The organism is Desemzia sp. FAM 23990, assembly GCF_045528485.1.
GTDB lineage: Bacteria > Bacillota > Bacilli > Lactobacillales > Carnobacteriaceae > Desemzia.
On the sequence record NZ_JBGQQW010000031.1, the window covers coordinates 24,383 to 45,522 of the forward strand.

At 37.8% G+C, this 21,140-nt stretch carries 22 protein-coding genes and 1 tRNA gene; 16 read left to right on the forward strand and 7 right to left on the reverse strand.

Annotation, left to right across the window (positions count from 1 at the left end):
* Positions 1–226: 226 nt before the first annotated feature.
* The 5 genes from ACEN4I_RS11660 to ACEN4I_RS11680 form a co-directional block, all read right to left on the reverse strand.
* A complete protein-coding gene (locus ACEN4I_RS11660; protein ID WP_407103062.1) occupies positions 227–1,483 on the reverse strand; it encodes a cytochrome P450 in 1,257 nt (418 codons plus the stop codon).
* Between the two features lie 114 nt (positions 1,484–1,597).
* Positions 1,598–3,127 (reverse strand): chloride channel protein, encoded by a 1,530-nt coding sequence (locus ACEN4I_RS11665; RefSeq protein WP_407103063.1) that lies wholly within the window; start codon positions 3,125–3,127, stop codon positions 1,598–1,600.
* A gap of 174 nt (positions 3,128–3,301) precedes the next feature.
* Positions 3,302–3,799: an AI-2E family transporter gene (locus ACEN4I_RS11670; protein ID WP_407103064.1), complete on the reverse strand. Its 498-nt coding sequence runs from the start codon at positions 3,797–3,799 to the stop codon at positions 3,302–3,304.
* 151 nt (positions 3,800–3,950) lie between these two features.
* Complete coding sequence (locus ACEN4I_RS11675; protein WP_407103065.1) at positions 3,951–4,484, reverse strand: hypothetical protein; 534 nt, start codon at positions 4,482–4,484, stop codon at positions 3,951–3,953.
* Between the two features lie 93 nt (positions 4,485–4,577).
* A complete protein-coding gene (locus ACEN4I_RS11680) occupies positions 4,578–4,742 on the reverse strand; it encodes a hypothetical protein (protein WP_407097283.1) in 165 nt (54 codons plus the stop codon).
* Positions 4,743–5,013: 271 nt separating this feature from the next.
* Here ACEN4I_RS11680 and ACEN4I_RS11685 point away from each other — a divergent pair, with 271 nt between their 5' ends.
* On the forward strand, positions 5,014–5,496 hold the full coding sequence (locus ACEN4I_RS11685; protein WP_407103066.1) for a DUF5626 family protein: 483 nt from the start codon (positions 5,014–5,016) through the stop codon (positions 5,494–5,496).
* Between the two features lie 3 nt (positions 5,497–5,499).
* Here the strand turns inward: ACEN4I_RS11685 and ACEN4I_RS11690 are convergent, their stop codons facing one another.
* Positions 5,500–6,015: a helix-turn-helix domain-containing protein gene (locus ACEN4I_RS11690; protein ID WP_407103067.1), complete on the reverse strand. Its 516-nt coding sequence runs from the start codon at positions 6,013–6,015 to the stop codon at positions 5,500–5,502.
* A gap of 208 nt (positions 6,016–6,223) precedes the next feature.
* On the opposite strand from ACEN4I_RS11690, the gene ACEN4I_RS11695 reads away from it, so the two are divergent.
* From ACEN4I_RS11695 to ACEN4I_RS11710, 4 genes are all read left to right on the forward strand, one after another.
* Positions 6,224–6,296, forward strand: a tRNA-Val gene (locus tag ACEN4I_RS11695).
* A gap of 98 nt (positions 6,297–6,394) precedes the next feature.
* Positions 6,395–6,805, forward strand: a complete 411-nt coding sequence (locus ACEN4I_RS11700; RefSeq protein ID WP_407103068.1) for a hypothetical protein — start codon at positions 6,395–6,397, stop codon at positions 6,803–6,805.
* A gap of 154 nt (positions 6,806–6,959) precedes the next feature.
* Positions 6,960–7,241 (forward strand): hypothetical protein, encoded by a 282-nt coding sequence (locus ACEN4I_RS11705; RefSeq protein WP_407103069.1) that lies wholly within the window; start codon positions 6,960–6,962, stop codon positions 7,239–7,241.
* 350 nt (positions 7,242–7,591) lie between these two features.
* A complete protein-coding gene (locus tag ACEN4I_RS11710) occupies positions 7,592–7,804 on the forward strand; it encodes a hypothetical protein (RefSeq protein WP_079651025.1) in 213 nt (70 codons plus the stop codon).
* 90 nt (positions 7,805–7,894) lie between these two features.
* On the opposite strand, the gene ACEN4I_RS11715 is transcribed toward ACEN4I_RS11710, so the two are convergent.
* On the reverse strand, positions 7,895–8,911 hold the full coding sequence (locus ACEN4I_RS11715; RefSeq protein ID WP_407126574.1) for a PTS transporter subunit IIC: 1,017 nt from the start codon (positions 8,909–8,911) through the stop codon (positions 7,895–7,897).
* A gap of 515 nt (positions 8,912–9,426) precedes the next feature.
* Here ACEN4I_RS11715 and rsmG point away from each other — a divergent pair.
* From rsmG to ACEN4I_RS11770, 11 genes are all read left to right on the forward strand, one after another.
* Positions 9,427–10,143, forward strand: a complete 717-nt coding sequence (gene rsmG / locus ACEN4I_RS11720; RefSeq protein WP_407103071.1) for a 16S rRNA (guanine(527)-N(7))-methyltransferase RsmG — start codon at positions 9,427–9,429, stop codon at positions 10,141–10,143.
* Positions 10,144–10,277: 134 nt separating this feature from the next.
* Positions 10,278–11,150 carry a nucleoid occlusion protein gene (gene noc, locus ACEN4I_RS11725; protein ID WP_407103072.1) on the forward strand — a complete coding sequence of 291 codons (873 nt, stop codon included), beginning with the start codon at positions 10,278–10,280 and terminating at the stop codon, positions 11,148–11,150.
* Positions 11,151–11,282: 132 nt separating this feature from the next.
* On the forward strand, positions 11,283–12,044 hold the full coding sequence (locus tag ACEN4I_RS11730; RefSeq protein WP_407097289.1) for a ParA family protein: 762 nt from the start codon (positions 11,283–11,285) through the stop codon (positions 12,042–12,044).
* Positions 12,037–12,924, forward strand: a complete 888-nt coding sequence (locus ACEN4I_RS11735; protein WP_407103073.1) for a ParB/RepB/Spo0J family partition protein — start codon at positions 12,037–12,039, stop codon at positions 12,922–12,924. The genes ACEN4I_RS11730 and ACEN4I_RS11735 overlap by 8 nt, the downstream gene beginning before the upstream one ends.
* A 34-nt stretch (positions 12,925–12,958) precedes the next feature.
* Complete coding sequence (locus ACEN4I_RS11740) at positions 12,959–13,168, forward strand: DUF951 domain-containing protein (RefSeq protein ID WP_079650637.1); 210 nt, start codon at positions 12,959–12,961, stop codon at positions 13,166–13,168.
* Positions 13,169–13,190: 22 nt separating this feature from the next.
* On the forward strand, positions 13,191–14,291 hold the full coding sequence (gene ychF, locus ACEN4I_RS11745; RefSeq protein ID WP_407103075.1) for a redox-regulated ATPase YchF: 1,101 nt from the start codon (positions 13,191–13,193) through the stop codon (positions 14,289–14,291).
* Between the two features lie 23 nt (positions 14,292–14,314).
* On the forward strand, positions 14,315–15,031 hold the full coding sequence (locus ACEN4I_RS11750) for a DUF1129 domain-containing protein (RefSeq protein ID WP_407097292.1): 717 nt from the start codon (positions 14,315–14,317) through the stop codon (positions 15,029–15,031).
* 329 nt (positions 15,032–15,360) lie between these two features.
* Complete coding sequence (guaB, locus tag ACEN4I_RS11755; protein WP_407097300.1) at positions 15,361–16,842, forward strand: IMP dehydrogenase; 1,482 nt, start codon at positions 15,361–15,363, stop codon at positions 16,840–16,842.
* 840 nt (positions 16,843–17,682) lie between these two features.
* Positions 17,683–18,369, forward strand: a complete 687-nt coding sequence (locus ACEN4I_RS11760; protein WP_407103076.1) for a response regulator transcription factor — start codon at positions 17,683–17,685, stop codon at positions 18,367–18,369.
* A gap of 62 nt (positions 18,370–18,431) precedes the next feature.
* A complete protein-coding gene (locus tag ACEN4I_RS11765; protein WP_407097294.1) occupies positions 18,432–19,556 on the forward strand; it encodes a sensor histidine kinase in 1,125 nt (374 codons plus the stop codon).
* 213 nt (positions 19,557–19,769) lie between these two features.
* The gene (locus ACEN4I_RS11770; protein WP_407103077.1) at positions 19,770–21,125 is read left to right on the forward strand and encodes a serine hydrolase; all 1,356 of its coding nucleotides are present in this window, start codon (positions 19,770–19,772) and stop codon (positions 21,123–21,125) included.
* The last annotated feature ends 15 nt before the right edge of the window (positions 21,126–21,140 follow it).

The window sequence follows — 21,140 nt, forward strand, 5'->3', positions numbered from 1 at the left end:
ATCCATATAATGGATTCGATTTAAGAAATTAAATTCAGAATAATTTCATTTTATTATTAGTTTAGGCTTGCCTAAAATTTATATTAAACGTACTTGTCGGATTTTGCAAGAAATATATTAAAGATGCTTTACTTCCAATTGACTCAATTTGAAGCGAAGCACCTTCAATTAGCTGATTAAGCAACGATATTCTGGAATTTTGAAGCGCCCTGAAAACGATAAACAATTACTTGAAATGTATGTTGGAGAGAATAATTTTACTATTTGGGATAGTAGGAAATTCTGACAGATTAAAATTTAAGTCTTGTTCAGGAACAGAAAACTGCAGCTGATTGACCAAGTGGTCTAAAAATACATTCATCACTTTGATCGTGATCCATTCTCCGGCACACCGATGTCCGCCTAAGTGGTCTCCACCGCCTTGAGGAATAAAAGAGAAGGGACTTTCTTTCCAATCTTTAAATCGTTCAGGTAGAAATTCGTGAGCTTCTTTCCAAATTTTTGGATCGTGATTGGTTCCATAAATATCCAGAATGGTTAAGGTGTCTTTTTTAAATTCGTATCCATTCCAAGAGAAATCTTTTTTGGTTAAAGCACCTTGAAAAGGGAAGAAGGGATAAAAACGGCGCACCTCTTGGACAAAGTGCTGGTAGTCTGCAGGATTTTGTGAGTTCAATGTTTCTGCTGCAGTGGGAAACTGAATCAAGGCCAAAGCTGTAAAAGCTGCATAGATCGAAATAGCAACGATTGGACGAATAATATTTAATATTTCGACTGCTGCAACATCTTCATCTAGTAACTTTCCAGTAGTGTCTCTATGCCAAGCAAAGACATAAAGAGCAGTATTCTCTTCAACGGATAAGTTTTGATGACGAACTTGTTGGACAAGGTCTTTAATCCACTTTTCAGATTTTGTCCTAGAATGTCTGCCTTTTAAATAAGCGGGACTGACAGAAGCGGTCGTTTCAAATAAATTCGCGACGTCTTTTGTACGACCGGCCACCTCTTCTTCAGATAATGGCACACCAGCCCATTCACATGCTGTGTGGAAAAGAATCTCTTTGACTTCTTTATAAAAGACTACTTGATCCATTGATTTCCATTTAGAGGCATACTGATTCCAGTAGCTGTTTAAAATAGCAGTTAATCGGTCCAATTCTTTAGGCGACATCAAGGACATAAACATTTTTTTACGATTCTCGTGTTCTTCTCCATCCAGTGACTGCACTCCATGTTCGCCAGTAAGTACTTTTTGGATAGGTTTCGGCATGGCATTTTCTCTTTTAAATTTAGAAGTATCATAAAACAGTTCAGCACCTGCTTCTCCACCTAGACAATACGTTTTTTGTCCCAATACAGTCGTTTCAAATACATCCGTATCAAGTTTTTTACGTCTTTCCAGAAAATAAGCATAACCTTCTTTCAATACATCCAATGAATGATCCAATCCTTCTTCTTTAGGTATCTCTTGAGTATGAGTCATATTAAATTCCTCCCTTAATTCAAAGCATATTTTTTTCTAGGAATGGAGTCAACTAAATAGCTTGAAAAAGAGAGATACAGTTGGAGAACTGTATCTCTCATGTGAAAATTAGAGCTAGTATTCGTTTAATGTTTGTTGGACCATACCTGCTGACTTCAAATCGCAAGCAATGACCAAGTGATCTCCAACATGAATCAAAGTTTCTCCATGAGGAACATGGTATTCGCTCCCTCTACGCAAGGATGTGATCACCATTTCTTTAGGCCAAGCGACTTCTTTGATCGATTTGCCAGCTAAAGAACTATCAGGCTCAACAGAATGAACAAAAGAGTAGGGTTTATGGAGAGTGACATTCGTGCTGGAAGGAATCAATTTTTCCAATAAACTTTCATAAATGGGTTTAGACCCTAAAAAGTCAGCTGTTACATAAGCGATTAAGGCAACGACCGCTAATGGCATCAATTGATTCAATCCACCTACCATCTCTGTTACCAATAAAATAGCTGTTAATGGAGCTTTACCAATAGCGGTAAAGTAACCTGCCATAGCAAATAAAATAAAATGCGTCACAAACAGAGGTTCCATTTGAAAATAAAGGACCAATAGTTGGGCGAACAACGCTCCAATAATGGCACCTAAAGATAAAATAGGCAAGAAAATACCACCTGGAACATGAGCACCATAAGAGGCCATTGAAAAAATAAATCTAAAAATAAATAAGCTAAATAAGATGGCTAATGATAGATTCCATTCAGGTAGGTTCACAACGATCCCGCTTCCTCCGCCAACCAGTTCAGGCAAATAAAAGGTGATCGGAATCAAGAATAAAAGAGGAATCACTGAATTAAAATAGACAGGTATAAATGAAAAAAGCTGATAAAATTTAGGCAGTACATCTAGTAAGACTTTGTTGTAAAACCAACCACAAAAGCCTAACACGATCCCTAATATCGGCAAATAGATGTAGTATTCTAACGGCAGCGAAAGTACAGGACCAATGTCCAACACCGGGGTTAAACCAAAAATAGTCAAAGATACAAAATTAGCGACTATAGCTGAAGTAAAGGTGGTGATCGCGACCACAGGGGAGAAGTTGTGGTGTACTTCTTCCAATACAAACATCAATCCTGCGATGGGAGCGTTGAATGCGGCCGCTAAACCCGCTCCAGCGCCACTAGATAAGAGGACATTTTCCTCTGTCTCATCCCCATGTGTCAACTGGCTAACTCCTAAGCCCACAGATGCTCCCAATTGGATTGAAGGACCTTCTCTTCCAAGAAACAGACCTGATCCAATCGCTAGTAGTCCGCTGATAAATTTTTTCCACAAAATAGGCCACCACTTGACCTGAATTACACCTTGGACTTGGCCTTCTACTTGCGGAATACCACTCCCTTTGATATGAGGTTCACTTTTAACAAATAAACCAATAATGATTGCTGTAACGATTGAAACCAGCACCCAAGGAATCAACCATAATGGTTGTTCATGGAAAAATGAATACAAATTAAGAATATGTTCAAGAATAAGTTCTACTCCTAAACGAAATAAACTGACAACTATACCTGCAAAAATACCTACCACAATCCCTTTAGTGATGTATCGGATACGGCGGTCAGCAAGTGCAGAAAATAATTTTTTCACGATAACGAGGTCCTTTCTCTATAAAACTGACTTTTAGACTCTACTTTCTATACTACTACTTTTCATTCAGCTAAAACAGGGCGTTTTCTTGAACAGTCAATAAAAAAAGGCTCAAAACTGGATATTCCTCCAGTGTTGAGCCTTTTTTAGCGGCTGTCGCTTGTGTACGTCAAATTATTTGTAATCTGTTTCTTCTATCACCTGATGCATATCGCGGACGCTAAAGATCGCTTTGATGATAATCGCTACGACTGCCCCTAAAAGCGCTCCAATCGGTCCAAAAATCAACACACAGACGATGGTAGACAGGAATGTGTACAGCGGACGAACCCCAATTTGTTTTCCAGTCAGATACGGTTCTGCGAATTGGCGTACCAGCAAAATGACGACGTAAAGCACGGCAATTTTCCAAGCGACATCTCCATCGCCCATTAAAGCTCGAATGATGGCCCAAGGAAGCATGATGATTCCACTGCCTAAAATTGGAATCATATCTACAATAGCGATACCTAGAGCTTTTAATCCCCACCAGTCAATTCCGATAACTACAAATCCGATACACAGTAAAACAAACGTTAATACAGAAAGTTTTAGTTGGGCAATCAGGAAACCTTTGATTCCTTTCCCAGTAGCATACAAAATTTCTCTTAAATAATAAGCCCATTTATCCATTTTCAAATCCCTCTCTTGATGAATTAGTAGGTGTAGTATAACACGAAGCTTTCCTATTTTACTCAGTCTAAGGTTTGAGCATTGAATTTTGCAGGATTATTTCCTGGGAAATAAAAATGAATCTCTATCTTGTATGAAATAAATAGAAAAATCACAACAAACCTGACCAGACAAAACTTGCGGCATTATGGATAGTAAAACTATCCTCAGGAATAGAAAGTTCTTGTGCTATCAGTTCTCTAAATTTTTCTTCAGATAGAGAAGTCGCTATTCTATAACTATTTTTCCCATAATTTTCCCAAATGCCCAGTATTTCTAACAGAGGCTGTTCCTCTATTAAAGGTTTAGGTATAGTGGTAAAGGTTAGAATGTAATCAAGTTTAGTCGTATTATTTTGAAAAAAAATCACTTTAAACTGGTCTTTAGGAATGTTTAATTCTGTATAAATCAATTGGACAAGATCTGATTTGGGAATGGTGATATTTCCTTTAAATGACAGTTGGCCGCTTTTTTCCCACTTAGCAACCTTCCTAAATAATTCGTAACTTCTAATATCTGCATAATAGTCCTCTTGAAAAGCAACTACCGTATTAAACTGAGTTCCTAACAGTGAGGACTCATCACCTTGTTTAGCAGAATAAACAAATATTCCAATGACGACAAGTAGTATCAAAAGACCAAACATATCTTATCCCTCCAGTACAGAATCCGCTTTCTTTTGGTTTATTATAACACATGTAGACACTAAAAATTTAAACAATGATTGGTTTTATAGGAGTTAATTCTTTTTATCGATATATTGGCAAGCTAGTTGAAAGATAACCAATATTAAAATGATCGAAATAAGGAAGGTTACTAAATTACTTCCAATACATACTTCAAAAAGAATATAAGATCCTCCTAAAATGATCGAAACACACGTAAGAAAAATGACTTCTTTCATAATTTATTTCTCCTCTTTCGCTCTTTTAACTATCATACTGAAAGTAATCAGCAATGACTATAAGCCATCAGTTGCTTTTTAGCACTCAATGGTTGCTGAAGTGTCAAAAGAAAAGAAATTTAATTTTAAGAGGGATTTTTTTACTTATTGTAAGTTTTATTCGAAGTGGGAAGTTAATAATTGTTCACTTAAATTAAAATAAGTAGTTATTAATGCGAACTTATCTGTTATATTTTATATGTTATTATAAAATATATTTGGAGGGATTTAGTTGAAAAAAATAGTTTTTCTTTTAAATTGTGTTACTTTTTTTAGTTTGGTCACTACAACGAAGGTGCACGCTGAAGAGACTTTTCCATCACCCTATAACAGTGTTTTTTATGATATAAACCAAGGCGGGATGCAACAATTTGAAGTTGAAGGCGATCTAGGGGAGACGTATATCATTAGTGTTGAAGAAGAGCCGCAATTTTTTATGAGGGCAAGCAACGTCAAGAATGGTACCTATAAAATTACTAAAGAAAGACCCTTACAGTGGAAGGCAAGCTATAAAATTGACATAAGCAATCAGAAAATTACAAGAGCACATTCTGCTTCGGCAACAGCTTTAATTGGAAGTTTTAAAAGCTTGCAACTAAAAGTAGATAGTCCTACACAAGCCACTTATTATTTAAAGAGAACGGTGCTGCTTGTAGAATCTTCTATAAATTTGAGAGCTAAATTATCTGGCAGTAATATTGTCATCACGTACTAGTTATTAATCGCCAAGATATTCAACAGTTGTTGTGCCCCAGCCCATATAGTCGCCGACAGCACTATACACAACAAATACATTAACGAATAAACAACAAGCACATGCTAAGTACACCAACTTATAGAGTGTGTTTGTTTTTTTGTTGCGCTTGATGAGGAATGGAGCCACAATAAACCCTAAAGGTGCAATTAAACAACCTATAAAAGCAAGGATTAACAGCATAAGACCTTCATCTTTGCCAGAATTTCCACGAATGAAATCCAATTTTTGGTAATTTTCCTCAATTTTAACTTCATTTTCTGCTATTTTCTTTTTAAATTCTTGATTCTCTTTTAGTAATTCATCGATGGAAACTTCGTAGTAGTTGCTTAACTTTACTAAATTATCTAAATCAGGGTAACTATTGCCATTTTCCCATTTTGAGATGGATTGTCTTGAAATATGTAAGAGTTCTGCTACATCACCTTGAGAATATCCTTTGTTGACTCTGCTTTCCTTTAATCTTTCACCTAAGGCCATTTTCTTCCTCCTTGTATCTTATTCATGTTTATCATACCGAAATTAAAGCTTAATGACTATCATTTATTAGTTGCACTTTAGCACTTGTTGGGTGCTGCAAATAATAGAGCATGTAACACCACATAAATTATTTTTATACTGTAGTATTTACGAACGATTATTTTTAGGGTATACTGATTAAGGATTGTGTAACAATGAACAAAAAATTGGTTCCTTAGCTCAGTTGGGAGAGCATCACCTCGACAAGGTGGGGGTCGCTGGTTCGAGCCCAGTAGGGACCATCAATTATAAAACAGCAATGGTTTTTTCTCTTAAAAGTCGTTGCTGTTTTTTGTTTTATTTTTTTGAAGATTCTGAGCTGAGAACAGGAGTGTATTTAATGAGTAAAATAATGAATAGGCTTACATTGAAAAAGATAATTTGTTGGATAGTGGTTATTTTTGGCGTGTTAATCCTGTTAGCTGCTTGCAGTTCGCCTGCTGTCGGTATCAGCGAAATGAAAAAGATTCCTAATGAGGTACAAGAAATCGCCAATCCTGATCATAGGCTGCAATTGATTTCTTTTGATGAGGATGCTTATTATGTTGTCTTTCATTCTGTAGGGACAGTGACGGCGGATACTGAAACCAATGAAGATACTTTAAATATTTTATTAGAAGTAGCAGATCAACAAGATGAAGAGCTGAAGCAGCATGTATACAAATTGATCTTGGCACCTGAACATGAAGTTATTGATGTTCAGATAAATGGACTATCGGTATATTTTGATGAAGTTACGGGAATCAATTAAATCAAAATAAGTGAGTTTTCTGTACTAGCAACTAATGGTTGCGTGTATGTAAACTGTTAGGTGCTTACTGTTTTTAAGAAATTAAACTACAGGATAAAAGAGTTCACCGATTTAATATTTTTTTTAATCATATCATTTATAAGGAGATGGTTAAATGAATAAAATGTACATACTAAAAGTATTGTTTTTGATTATAATGATTCCTGGAATAGTGTATTATTTTTTAAAAACACCTGTATCTGAAGTAACGATAGTTTCATTTTTTATACTGTTTTTTACAGCGATGCAAGTGCATGAAGAAGTCTCTTTAACTCGCCAACCTTCAGATAAAAGAACTAACTATCAAGTAGGTATAGATCGCACTGTGATTTTGCTTCTTATCATTATTTCAATTGATATTATAGCATCGGTTTGGGGCAACGGGATTTCTCTGTGACGTCGAACAACTTAATTTTTTTGCTTGTATTTTTTAAAAAACTGTCCGATTATCCATATCCCTACTAGTATTACTGGCAGTGTTTTTAGTAAATATTCCATTGTTCCTTTTGGAATATTGGTATAAATAGCCCAAAAAATACCAACATTAACCAAGTAAAGATGGCAAGACCTTCGAATACTTTGATTTTCATAATTTACTCCTTTGAATGGCCCTATATCTATCCAAGCACTAGTGAGAAATTACTCTCTTATGTGCGTTTTTTTTAATTATCTGCTGATTTGTTAAAGATAGCCATTATATTCTATATTTTCTCATCTTATAAGTAAGAAATGGAAAGGAATTTAGTTATGAAAAAGTATCAAACTATTTTAGGATGGGCTTTTATTGTAGTAGCTGTCATAATATTAGTTAATTTAACCGGCATGGTCTATCCAACGATTGGCGAAGATGGAATAGATACCAATCAATATTTTCTAGAAGTAATATTAAATGCAATAAGGTATATCGTACTTTCCATGTTCTCTTTCATTTTAGGGATGAAGTTTTTATTTCAGAATTAGTCAGATAATATTTATTAAAAAAATTTACGCTTCCTTTGCTGAACTCAGCAGAGGGAGCGTAAGTTTTATAAACTATTCAAAACAAATACTCTATTTAACCACTAAAGCCATATCACCTTTACGCACATACTCAAATTTGTTCATCGCAAATGAGATAAAGAACGTCACTGCAAATGGAACAACTACACCAGCCACCATATAATTAAGGAAGCTGCTCAAACCTTGGTTACCAAGAATAGTAATGGGAGCGATAAAAGAACAGAATCCCAGTCCGCCTAATGCACTTGCAGTAGTCAAACCAAGGACTGATGTTGCAATGGGTGCAGCAATTGCACAGGCAATTGTTGGAGCCACAAGAATCATGGGGTTTTTAATGATATTTGGCAATTGTACTTTTGGAGTACAAACAAATTGTGCCAAAAATCCGCCAAGGTCATTTTCACGTAACGATACAAATGAGAAAGCAACATACATACTAGTCGTTCCAATCAGCATAGCTGCACTGGATACTGGATCTAAGTTTAAGGCAATAGCAATTGCAGCGGAAGAAGCTGGCGACATCAATACAAGCCCTCCGACAACAGCAATGACAGCAGAACCGATAACTAGATACCCAGCTACAGAAGCAGAAATAAATGCACTAATCGTATTCAATAAAGGCGAAATCACAAAATTCAAATAATACCCGCTGATACCACCAACCAAAACAGCTGCTAAAGGAATAGCCATCATATCTAATGGAGTTTTTCCAGAAATCCGTTTTCCGACAAACGTAGCGATAGTAGCTGCGATTAAACACCCAATCGGTTCTCCTGAAGCAATGGAAATTATCCCATCAGCAGTTGTTTGAACAGCACCTGCACCTACCGTCCCAGCGGCCATAGCACTGAAGAGGGTCAAGTTGTTCCCGCCTAGCATAATAGCGATCCCTGCACCAATTGCTGGTGCCATCAGCATTTTCGTTGCTACGCCAATAGTCACTAAAACAGAGAGACCAGTCATGTTGCCAATAGTTTCTAACAATAAGCCGATACCGATGGTGACGAAAATAGCATTGGCTATTCCTGATGATGCCTTGTACATGCGATCTACTAAATATTTTTTCATACTTGTTGCCCTCCATTTTTAGTGATAGTTTTGGTCTTTTATGTCATCTAGGTAAAAAACGAAATAAAAAAAGAAGCAAGCCCCAAATCGTTCAGGCTTGCTTCATTACTAAAGCTAAGCCCGTGTACGCGAACAAGGACTCAACTAAATGAATAGTTCGAATCCTAGCTAAAGTAATAAAATGACAATGACGACAAAAGAGCTGCTGAAAATACGAGAAACAGGTCTCGCTAGATGTGTTTTTAGATTCATCATTTTTCAACAACTCCTTTGTCTGCACTGTATTTTTTTGACCATTGAAGATAGTTTAACGACCTTCTATGAGAACGTCAATAAATAAAATCATTTAATTTTAATCTTTCTAATCTAATTGTTATCCAAAGAGAGAATAGACAGAAATTTTTCGTAAAAATTCTTCTAAAAGCATTGAAGTTCAAAGGGATTTGTTATACAGTTAAACAAGTAATCCGTGAAACAAATTGTGTTTCACATTTGGAAAACAAGGAGTTGGAATGATGAACCCAGAAGAGTTTAAAAAAGCCCTTCAAGAGAAAGGGATTCCGCTTACAGAAAAGAAAATGGAACAGTTTGAGCAATATTTAAAACTGTTGCAAGAGTGGAACGAAAAAATCAACTTAACCGCAATTACTCAACGTGAAGAAGTTTATCTGAAACATTTTTATGATTCGATTACAGCTGGATTGTATGTGGATTTTACTAAAGGGGTCCAAAGCCTGTGTGATGTAGGTGCTGGTGCAGGATTTCCAAGCATCCCCCTAAAAATCGTTTTTCCAGAGTTGGAAGTAACGATTGTTGATTCACTAAATAAGCGAATTCAATTTTTGAAATTACTAGTTGAGACATTAGGATTAGAAAATGTTCATTTGTACCATGATCGTGCAGAAACATTTGGTCAAAATAAGCAATTCAGAGAAACTTTTGACTATGTTACAGCCAGAGCTGTAGCCAGAATGAGTGTATTGTCGGAATTGTGTTTGCCTTTGGTTAAAAAGGGCGGAGCATTTATAGCTATGAAAGCAGCCAGCAGCGAAACAGAAATGCAAGACAGTAAAAAAGCCATTGCTACTTTAGGCGGTAAGTTTCGCGAGGAATTCTCTTTTGAGTTGCCGAATGAAGCTGGGGAACGTCATATCTTAGTGATCGATAAGAAAAAAGAGACCCCAAATAAATACCCTAGAAAACCAGGTACACCAAATAAAAATCCTTTATAACGAACCAATTGCATGAGCATTTGAACAAGGATTGTCTTTTTGTGGCAGTACCTATGTTTTAAGAATGGCATTTGTTATAATAGAAGAGTATTTGGAGTTGTACAGAGTAGAAATTAAGGGGAGTTTAGCGAATTATGGCTTTGTCTGATTTGTTTGGTTCAGGAAAATCCAAGAAAAAAACAGAGAAAATGGAAGAAATATTTGCGGAGGAACTCAGTGATTCATCAAAAGTGCAACAGATTCCGGTAAAAAATATTCGTCCCAACCAGTTCCAGCCTAGAAAAATCTTTAATGATGAAAAGCTGCAGGAACTTTCGCGTACTATAGAAGAGCATGGATTGATCCAACCGATCATTTTGCGTAAAACAGAAGAAGATCATTATGAGATAATTGCTGGGGAACGTCGCTTTCGAGCTGTTCAACTATTAGAATGGACAGAAGTTACAGCGATCGTTACGGAAATGACGGATAAAGAAACCGCGTCGGTAGCGTTGATCGAGAATTTGCAGCGTGAAGAGTTGACTTCTATTGAAGAAGCGCAAGCGTATCGAGACTTGATGCACATGAATAAAATCACCCAAGAGACATTAGCTGGACGTATTGGGAAAAGCCAATCTTTTGTAGCCAATAAACTGAGGTTGCTGAAGTTGTCTGAACCCGTCAGAACGGCTTTATTGCAAAACGAGATCACTGAACGTCATGGACGTAGTTTGTTGGCAGTGGATACGGAAAAACAACAGGCATACCTTGGCCGGATCAAAGCAGAAAAATTAACGGTCAAAGAAGTAGAACAACTGATCAAAAATGAAACTGCAGAGTTGACAAAAGAAGTTCCAAAAAAAGCTAGACGAAAAAGCGTCTCTAAAGATGTTCGTTTGGCGATGAATACGATCAAAAAAACAGTCTCTATGGTAAAAGAGACCGGTATGAAGATCAAAGCAACCGAAGAAAACTTAGAGGATGTTTATCGGATCACGATTGAGATCCCTAAAGACAAAAAAGAATAAAGAGCGGCAAATGAAAAATCATTTGGAAAAGATGCGTATAAGGAGAGATGCGTGTCGTATCTCTCTTTTTGTTTGGTGTTGGAAAAGAAGAATTGTTCAGCTTTAGCGAGTTTATAATATGGAGGAAATGAAATGGCCCGAGTGATATCAGTAGCAAATCAAAAAGGCGGCGTTGGAAAAACAACCACAACGGTAAATCTAGGCGCTGCATTAGCGCATCAAGGAAAGAAGATTTTATTGATTGATATTGATGCACAAGGAAATGCGACAAGTGGTTTAGGAGTACGTAAGGTAGATGTTGAAAAAGACATTTATGATGTGTTGGTAAATGAAACCCCGATAGCAGAAGTTGTCATGCCATCCTCTAGAGAAAATCTATGGGTAGTGCCGGCAACCATTCAGTTGGCTGGGGCAGAAATTGAATTAACGACGCAAATGGCTCGAGAATCTCGTCTAAAAAGTGCTTTACGTGACTTGCAGGATGAGTACGATTATATTTTGATTGATTGTCCGCCTTCATTAGGGCATTTAACCATCAATGCTTTTACAGCTAGTGATTCCATTCTTATCCCAGTACAATGTGAGTACTATGCTCTTGAAGGGTTAAGCCAATTGCTGAATACAGTCCGGCTGGTTCAAAAACACTTTAACCCTGATCTAAGAATCGAAGGGGTATTGCTGACGATGTTAGATGCGCGAACAAATCTCGGTTATGAAGTAGTGGATGAAGTGAAAAAATATTTCCGTGAAAAAGTTTATAAAACGATTATTCCACGCAATATCCGTTTATCTGAAGCACCAAGCCATGGTTTATCTATTATTGATTACGATCCACGTTCCAGAGGTGCAGAAGTTTATGTTGAACTAGCAAAGGAAGTGTTAGCAGTTGGTTAATAAAAACAGTAAAGGTCTCGGCCGCGGAATCGATGCGTTGTTTACGGAATTTGCAGAATTTGATAAAGTGGACGCTAATGACGAACGGGTACAAGAGATTCAGTTGATCGAGATTCGTCCGAATCCTTATCAACCGCGCCGTACTTTTGACGAAGAAGCGTTGAATGAGTTAGCAGCTTCAATCAAACAGTCTGGTGTATTTCAGCCGATTATTTTACGAGAGTCTGCTGCAAAAGGGTTTGAAATCATTGCTGGAGAGCGCCGATTTAGAGCTTCTAAACTAGCTGGTAAAGATACGATTCCGGCTATTGTCAGAGAATTTGACGAAGAAACGATGATGCAAGTCGCTGTATTAGAAAACTTGCAACGAGAAGACTTATCACCTCTTGAAGAAGCAGAAGCTTACAACATGTTAATGAAAAATTTGAAATTGACTCAAGAAGAAGTGGCTCAACGATTAGGAAAAAGCCGTCCGTACATCGCCAATTATTTAAGACTGTTGGGATTGCCAGAGGAAGTCAAAAAAATGTTGCAAACGAATACTATTTCAATGGGACAAGCCCGCACTCTATTGGGTTTAAAAGATAAAAAACAAATCGTCCGAGTGGCCAAAAAAGTGATCAAAGATAATCTGACCGTTCGACAAATCGAGCAGTTGGTATCACAGATGAATGAAAGCAAACAAAAACCACAGTCTAAAGAACCTGTGAAAAAGCCTTATTATATTCGTGAAAGCGAAGAGCGTTTGATGGATAAATTTGGCACAAATGTCTCAATCAATGACAAGAAAAGCAAAGGAAAGATTGAAATTGAGTATCTTTCTACAGAGGATTTAACTCGGATCTTGGATATTCTTGAGATCCAATTTGATGAGGAATGAGTCCGGGCATAACTAAAGAATGGAAGTGGCTTTGATGTATGATTTAAACGATATTGTAGAAATGAAAAAACCGCATCCTTGTGGCGCAAATCGCTGGCAAATCATCCGTATGGGAATGGATATTCGCATCAAGTGCACAAAGTGCGGTCATATGGTCATGATGCCGAGAAGAGATTTTGAACGGAAAATGAAAAAAGTTCTTGAAACTGCAGAGAAGAAAAGTGAATCGAGCAGTAAATTTTAATCATAGAAAGTGAGCAGATAGTATGCCATTAACAGCAGGAATAGTAGGATTGCCAAATGTGGGGAAATCAACATTGTTTAACGCCATCACCAAAGCAGGAGCAGAAGCAGCAAATTACCCGTTTGCAACGATCGACCCTAACGTAGGAGTAGTAGAAGTACCGGATTACCGTTTGAATCGATTGACTGAACTAGTTGAACCGAAACGAACTGTTCCCACAACTTTTGAGTTTACAGATATTGCTGGAATCGTTAAAGGGGCTAGTAAAGGAGAAGGACTGGGAAATAAATTCTTGGCTAATATCCGTGAAGTAGATGCGATTTGTCAAGTCGTGCGTTGTTTTGATGATGACAATATCACGCATGTTAGCGGAAAAGTAGATCCGATCGATGATATCGAAACAATCAACTTAGAGTTGGTATTGGCGGATTTAGAGTCTGTTGATAAACGTCAAAAACGTGTAGCTAAAATGGCTAAAACTAAAGACAAGGAAGCTATGGCTGAATTAGCGGTTTTAAATAAAATCAAGCCGGCTTTAGAAGCTGGGCAACCCGCTCGTTCAGTAGACTTTACCGACGATGAAATGCCGACAGTAAAAAGCTTTTTCTTGTTAACAACAAAACCTGTTTTATATGTAGCTAACGTTGCAGAAGACGATATTACGAATGCTGATAAAAACGAATATGTAAAACAAGTGCGCGAGTATGCGGCTAAAGAAAATGCAGAAGTGATCGTGATTTGTGCACGTGCGGAAGAAGAAATTGCTGAACTGGATGATGATGAAAAAGCCATGTTCTTAGAAGACTTGGGAATTGAAGAAGCTGGTTTAGACAAATTGATTCGTTCTGCTTACAATCTACTAGGCTTGGGCACTTATTTCACAGCTGGTGTACAAGAAGTACGAGCTTGGACATTTAAAAAAGGCATGAAAGCTCCTCAAGCAGCCGGAGTAATCCATACAGATTTTGAACGAGGCTTTATTCGCGCTGAAACCATCGCTTATGAAGACTTTGATCAACTGGGCAGTGAAAAAGCAGCGAAAGAAGCAGGTAAAATGCGTTCAGAAGGTAAAGAGTATGTAGTTCAAGACGGCGACATTATGCTCTTTAGATTTAATGTATAGACTAAATAGGGGGCTTTAAATCGGTGAAGAAGAATGAAGAGAAAAAAGTAAACGCTGAACAAGCAGTAGATAATTTGGTAGCGTTGAAAGAAGAAAATACTACTTTATATGCACAATTGACTAACAAAAATGAAGATTACATGGCTAAACTGGACAAACGTTTGATAGAAGCTAATTACCCAGATGATGACAAAACAAGAGTGTTTAACGACATGTTAAAGAATATCATTTCTCAACAAGCTTCTGGAATAACAGCCCGTAAATTATATGGTACGGTTACCGAGCGTTCTATTGAAATCGTTGAAGGTCCTCAACAAGCGGTTGACGGGAAAGCAGAACGTTCCGAAGATTGGAAGCTGTACGTAGATGGAGCACTGATGTTGGGTGGAATGTTTGCTTTGATTACAGGATTGTCCGCTTTGTTGGGAGATGGGGCTAATTCTACGGGTATGGGAATCATCACTCTTCTATTGAACTTCATAGTGGGGGGATTTGTTATTTTGGCGATCACTAAGAATGCACCTACTCAAGGCGTCAAAGGAAGTTTATTGCGCTACATTTTAGTTTCCGTTGTAGCGATGTTTGCTTGGATTATCGTCATGACCGGATCAATGGCTCTTCTCCCAACTTCAATCAACGTCGTGTTGCCAGGCATCGTTAATCTGATTATCGGAGCACTTGCCTTTGCAGGGAAATGGTACTTCAAACGCAAATACCACGTAAAAGGGACCTTATTTTAAGAGCGTGGAGCAACCCATTTTGATTTCCAAAACACGTTATACTTACTGAACGACTTGCGACTGTGACAGTGGGAGGTTCTTTCCGAACAGTTGCGATTATGCAATGTTCATACAAAATAACTTAAGCTGCTGATTCCATTCGAGATTTATTTTCGAATCGAATCAGCAGTTTTTTATTTTGCTATTTGGAATGAGGAACAAATGAGAAAAGGAGGCAAATCTTGAAAGAAATGGGAAAACGGCTTGACGCAAGGGGGTTATTTTGATAGGTTAGATAGTAAAAAATCTGACAAAAGTTCAGTATATTTGAGAAGGAGTGCTTGATGGAAATGTCTAACTGGGAAACGAAATTTGCTAAAAAAGGGTTTACGTTTGATGATGTTTTATTAATGCCGGCGGAAAGCCATGTATTGCCGAATGATGTAGATTTGAGTGTTCAATTGACTAAAAAGATTAAATTGAATATTCCAATTATGAGTGCAAGTATGGATACTGTAACAGATGCAAATATGGCGATTGCTATGGCGCGTCAAGGCGGGTTAGGTGTTATTCATAAAAATATGAGTATTGAAGCGCAAGCTGATGAAGTACGTAAAGTAAAACGTTCAGAAAGCGGCGTTATTATTGATCCATTTTATTTGACTCCTGATCATCTTGTTTCAGATGCAGAAGCATTGATGTCCCGTTACCGTATCAGCGGTGTTCCAGTTGTCAACACAATGGAAGAACGCACATTAGTAGGAATTTTAACGAATCGTGATATGCGTTTCATCACAGATTACTCTCAAAAAATCAATGATGTCATGACGAAAGATAAACTTGTTACGGCTCCAGAAGGTACTTCTCTCAAAGAAGCAGAACAGTTATTGCATCAACACAAAATTGAAAAATTACCCTTAGTAGATAAAGAGGGTCGTTTGAGTGGGTTGATCACAATCAAAGATATTGAAAAGATCATCCAATTCCCTAATGGCGCTAAAGACAAACATGGTCGTTTATTAGTTGCTGCAGCAGTAGGAGTAACAAGTGATACGTTTGAACGTGCTCAAGCGTTAATTGACGCAGGTGTGGATGCTATTATTGTGGATACAGCCCATGGACATAGTGCCGGCGTTATCCGTAAAATCAAAGAAATTCGTGAAGAATTCCCAAATATTGATTTAATTGCTGGTAACGTGGCAACAGGCGCAGCAACTAGAGCGTTGTTCGATGTTGGAGTTGACGTTGTAAAAGTTGGTATTGGACCAGGTTCTATTTGTACGACACGTGTTGTTGCGGGTGTTGGTGTTCCTCAAATCACAGCGATTTACGATGCAGCTACAGCTGCTAAAGAGTATGGCAAATCTATTATTGCTGATGGCGGAATCAAGTATTCTGGAGACATTGTTAAAGCGATGGCTGCTGGAGGACACGCAGTAATGCTGGGCAGCATGTTAGCTGGTACAGATGAATCTCCAGGTGAATTCGAGATTTTCCAAGGACGCCGTTTCAAGACTTATCGTGGAATGGGCAGCTTAGGCGCAATGAAAGCTGGTTCCAGTGATCGTTACTTCCAAAAAGCAACCAATGAAGCGAATAAGCTAGTTCCTGAAGGTATCGAAGGACGTGTAGCTTATAAAGGAAGCGTCCAAGATATTATTTTCCAAATGCTTGGCGGAATCCGTTCAGGTATGGGATATGTTGGAGCAGGAAATTTAAAAGAGCTTCGTGAAGATGCTCAATTTGTTCAAATGAGTGGTGCAGGTTTACGCGAATCTCACCCACACGATGTACAAATTACAAAAGAATCACCAAACTACTCTATTCAGTAAGATAAGAGCGTGACGCAAGCCGTTTAGACTCTCGTAGAGTTCATCTCCTCCTTTTAATTGGGTGCTTTTCCCAAACAAAAGGAGGAGTGAAATCATAGAGAGTCTGGCTTGCATAACGCGTCTAGTAAGAGCGTGACGCAAGCCGTTTAGACTAAAAGATTGTCTCAGTTGAGGCAGTCTTTTTTTGTAAATTAAAATTTAGATATTTTAAGATTTCGTTTGGCTTGAAGAAAAGAGAAAAAATTCTTCCAAAATCGTGATTGCTGGGTGAAAGCCATGGGACCGCTTTGAGTCGAAAAGTGTCTCAAAGCTTTCAAACCTCAAAGTCCAAATAAATGCTGAAGCGTTAACTCGGACTAATTCGCATTTCATCTTGAACATAGCTACCAGCAATCACGATTTCTCCAGAATTTTTTTGTGTGTGAAAGTTAAGAGAGTTTATTTTTGAAACTATTTTTGCTTATTAAGAGAAATATATTGGAAGTAATAAAAGCTGTCTTAGAAGAACTTAAGTAGCGTAAATGACTAATCGTTGTACTATATTCTAAAAAAGCATAGGCGCTGGACTTCGCTACGCATACCGAATCCGTACTTCGCTAACGCTCCAACGGTTTCGGCAAAGCGTTCCTATGGATCTCACCAAGCACACTCGATTCTGGAGGAGATTTTACTAAGCAGCTGAATCATTTTCTGCGCATCTGTCTATTGAGATTTTCTTATAGCCAGTAGTCTAAACACTCTTCTCCACTCTCTTAAAACTTAATCATTATTTTACCTTTAGAGCGGCTATTTTTTGTTATGATGAAGGTGACTATATTCTAAGAAAAACGAGGGATTGTTATGAAAATATTGGTCGTTGATGATGATAAAGAAATTGTTGAATTATTAGGGATATATATTCAAAATGAGGGCTTCGATTTAGAGAAAGCCTATAATGGAAAAGATGCATTGAGCAAATTGAACACGCAAGAGATCGATTTAGTCGTTTTAGACGTCATGATGCCCGAAATGGACGGGTACGAGATCATTAAAGAAATTCGAAAAGACTCGCAACTGCCTATTTTAATGTTGAGCGCTAAGACAACAGATGTGGATAAGATAAAAGGTTTAATGACGGGAGCCGATGATTATGTGGTCAAACCATTTAATCCGTTAGAAGTGATGGCCCGTATCAAATCATTGCTTCGCAGGAGTAAGTATATGGGAGTTCCTGAACAACCAGATAAATTGGAGATTGGGCCGCTGATTATTGAAAAAGAATCGCACGAAGTTTCAACAATTACTGGCACAAAAATTGTCCTTACGGTGTTGGAATTCGGTATTTTGTATTTATTGGCCAGTCATCCCAACCGTGTTTTCAGCGCAGAAGAAATTTTTGAACGTGTGTGGCAGCAAGAAAGTATTGTTTCTGCGAAAACCGTTATGGTTCACGTAAGTCATTTGCGCGATAAGATTGAAGAAGCTACTGGTGGAGAGAAAGTCATTCAAACAGTATGGGGAGTAGGGTATAAAATCGAAGATCGTTAAGGTGCGGTTTTATTTGCTGTCGCTAACAGTTCTTTCTACTATATATAAGGAGTTTTTTCCTCATGAAATTGTCCAGAAAAGAAAAAAGTAAAATGATTATAGAAGCTTTTATCACTGCAGGATTAATGTGCTTATCTTACTATGCTGTGCACATGATTTTTAGACGTGTAGTGCTGGCTTTTCCTGAATCATTCAAATCTATTTGGGTAATCGGTGACGTGATCATCAACCTTGAAGACGGCCAAGTGTTTACTTCTACACCACCATTTCTTATTTTATTACTGATATCCGTCGTAATAGTGACGTACTGGCGATTAAAAAGACGTTACCGTCAATACCAGCTGAACCACATTATCAGTGAACTGCATTACATTGCAGAAGGCCATTATGAACATCGAATTTCACATGATTACCGAGGAGATATGTCTGAAGTAGTGGATAGTATCCATGTGCTGGTAGACAGTACCGTGAGAGCCATGGAAGAGGAACGGATGATCGAACAATCAAAAGATGAGTTGATTACCAATGTCAGTCACGATATACGTACTCCTCTAACGTCCATTATCGGTTACTTAGGCTTGATTGAAGAAGGACGCTACCAAAGTAATGAAGAATTGTTGAAGTACACCAGAACTGCGTACACTAAAGCCAAGCAAATGAAAGTTCTGGTAGATGATCTGTTTGAATACACCAGAGTACGTCAAAAAACGACTCCTTTGACGCCGACTTCTTTTGATATGATCCAAATGCTGGAGCAAATTGCTGCTGATTTTGAGTTAGAAGCGAGCAAACGTGAAATGGAAATTGAAGTAGTGTCTCATTTAACTCATTTGCAGATGGAAGCGGACACTGAAAAGTTAGTGCGGGTATTCAATAATTTGTTATCAAATGCTTTGAAATACGGGAAAGACGGCAAACACATCTTAATTGAAGTGGAACAGGAAGCACAGGAAGCAGTGATCACCATCAAAAATGATGGGAAGAAAATTTCTTCCAAAGCTTTAGCGCATCTTTTTGATCGTTTTTACCGAGCGGATGAATCCCGTTCTCAAGAGACTGCTGGAACTGGTTTAGGTCTAGCGATTGCTCAAAGTATTGTAGAATTGCATCACGGGACGATCAGTGCAGTATCAGATAAAAACTGGACGCGTTTTATTATCCGACTTCCGCTAAATTCTCTAGAGTGAAATGCTTGATTGTTTCACGTGAATCATTTTAAAAAAGTGTGAACACAAAACAGCCGTCATTCTTTCTTTAACGGGAAAGAGGGTTGTTTTTTTATACCTTCTTCGTTAATATAGAAAAAGCGAGAAAATTACTTATTTATCTCTATTACTTAATGAATTTAAAAGAAAAACTAAAAAACAAATCATCATATGATTGAGGAGAACATAAAACCCATGAAAAAACTTAAAAAATTCGGAGCTATCCTTGCTACTACAATCTTAGTTGGGACAGCAGCGCCTACTTTTCAAATTGCTGGAACAGAATTTAACGTCACGACAGAAGCTGTAGCAGCTTCACAAGCACCTGAAATCAATGCAAATGCTGCCTTTGCTATAGAAGCAGGAACAGGAAAAGTGTTGTTGAACCAAAATGGAGACACTCCACTAGGAATTGCTTCGATGACGAAAATGATTGTAGAATATATTTTATTTGAAGCTATTGAGGCTGGCGAAGTGAGCTGGGATCAACAAGTTTCTATTAGTGATTATGCATTTAAGATCAGTCATGATACAAGACTGTCAAATGTTCATTTGCGTCAAGACGAAACTTATTCTATCGAAGAATTGTACCAGTCACTAGCAATCTATTCAGCAAATGGCTCAACGATCGCAATTGCTGAAGCTATTGCAGGATCAGAACCAGCTTTTGTTGACTTAATGAGAGAACAACTGGACGAGTGGGGTATCACAGAATACCAAATCTATAATGCTACAGGTTTAAATAATTCTGATTTACAAGGAAATGTTTATCCAGGTAGTTCAGAGACAGATGAAAACACTATGACTGCAAGAGGAATTGCTGAAGTAGCGATGCATTTGGTCAATGATTATCCAGAGGTATTGGAAACAACGAGTATTCCTAAAATGACTTTTAGAGAAGGAACTTCCGACGCTATTGATATGTCGAACTGGAACTGGATGCTGGAAGGTTTGTTATTTGAACGTGAAAACGTGGATGGTCTTAAAACAGGAACGACTGATTTTGCTGGAGCTTCAATAGCTGGTACGGCAAAAGAAGATGACATGCGTATTATCACTATCGTAATGAATGCAGAAAACGGTGAGACAGACAAAGGGGCTCGTTTCAAAGAAACCGATAAAATCATGGATTGGGTATTTGCCAACTGGGACTTCTTAGATGTTTATAAAGAAGGAGACGTTGTATCTGAAGCTGGAACGGTAGCTGTTGATAAAGGAAAAGCTGATTCTGCAGAGGTCTCAGCGGGTTCTGATGTAACGATTGTCGTCCCACAAGGAACAGACGCAGAATCTGTAACAGCTGACTTTGTTGCTGATCCAGAGTTGCTAAATGCGGAAGACCAAGTAACAGCTCCGCTTAAAAAAGGACAAGAGATGGGTAAAGTCCAAGTATCTGTTGAAGGTGAAGATCTAGGATACATTGATGGAAATGATGGGCAAGAAGTATCGGCTGTTGCAACAGAAGCCATTGAAACGGCAAATGTATTTGTACTTTCAGGTCGTTGGGTTGGTAACTTCTTCTCAGATTTATTCGCTGATATCTTCAAGTAAGCCAAGTTTTAGTTT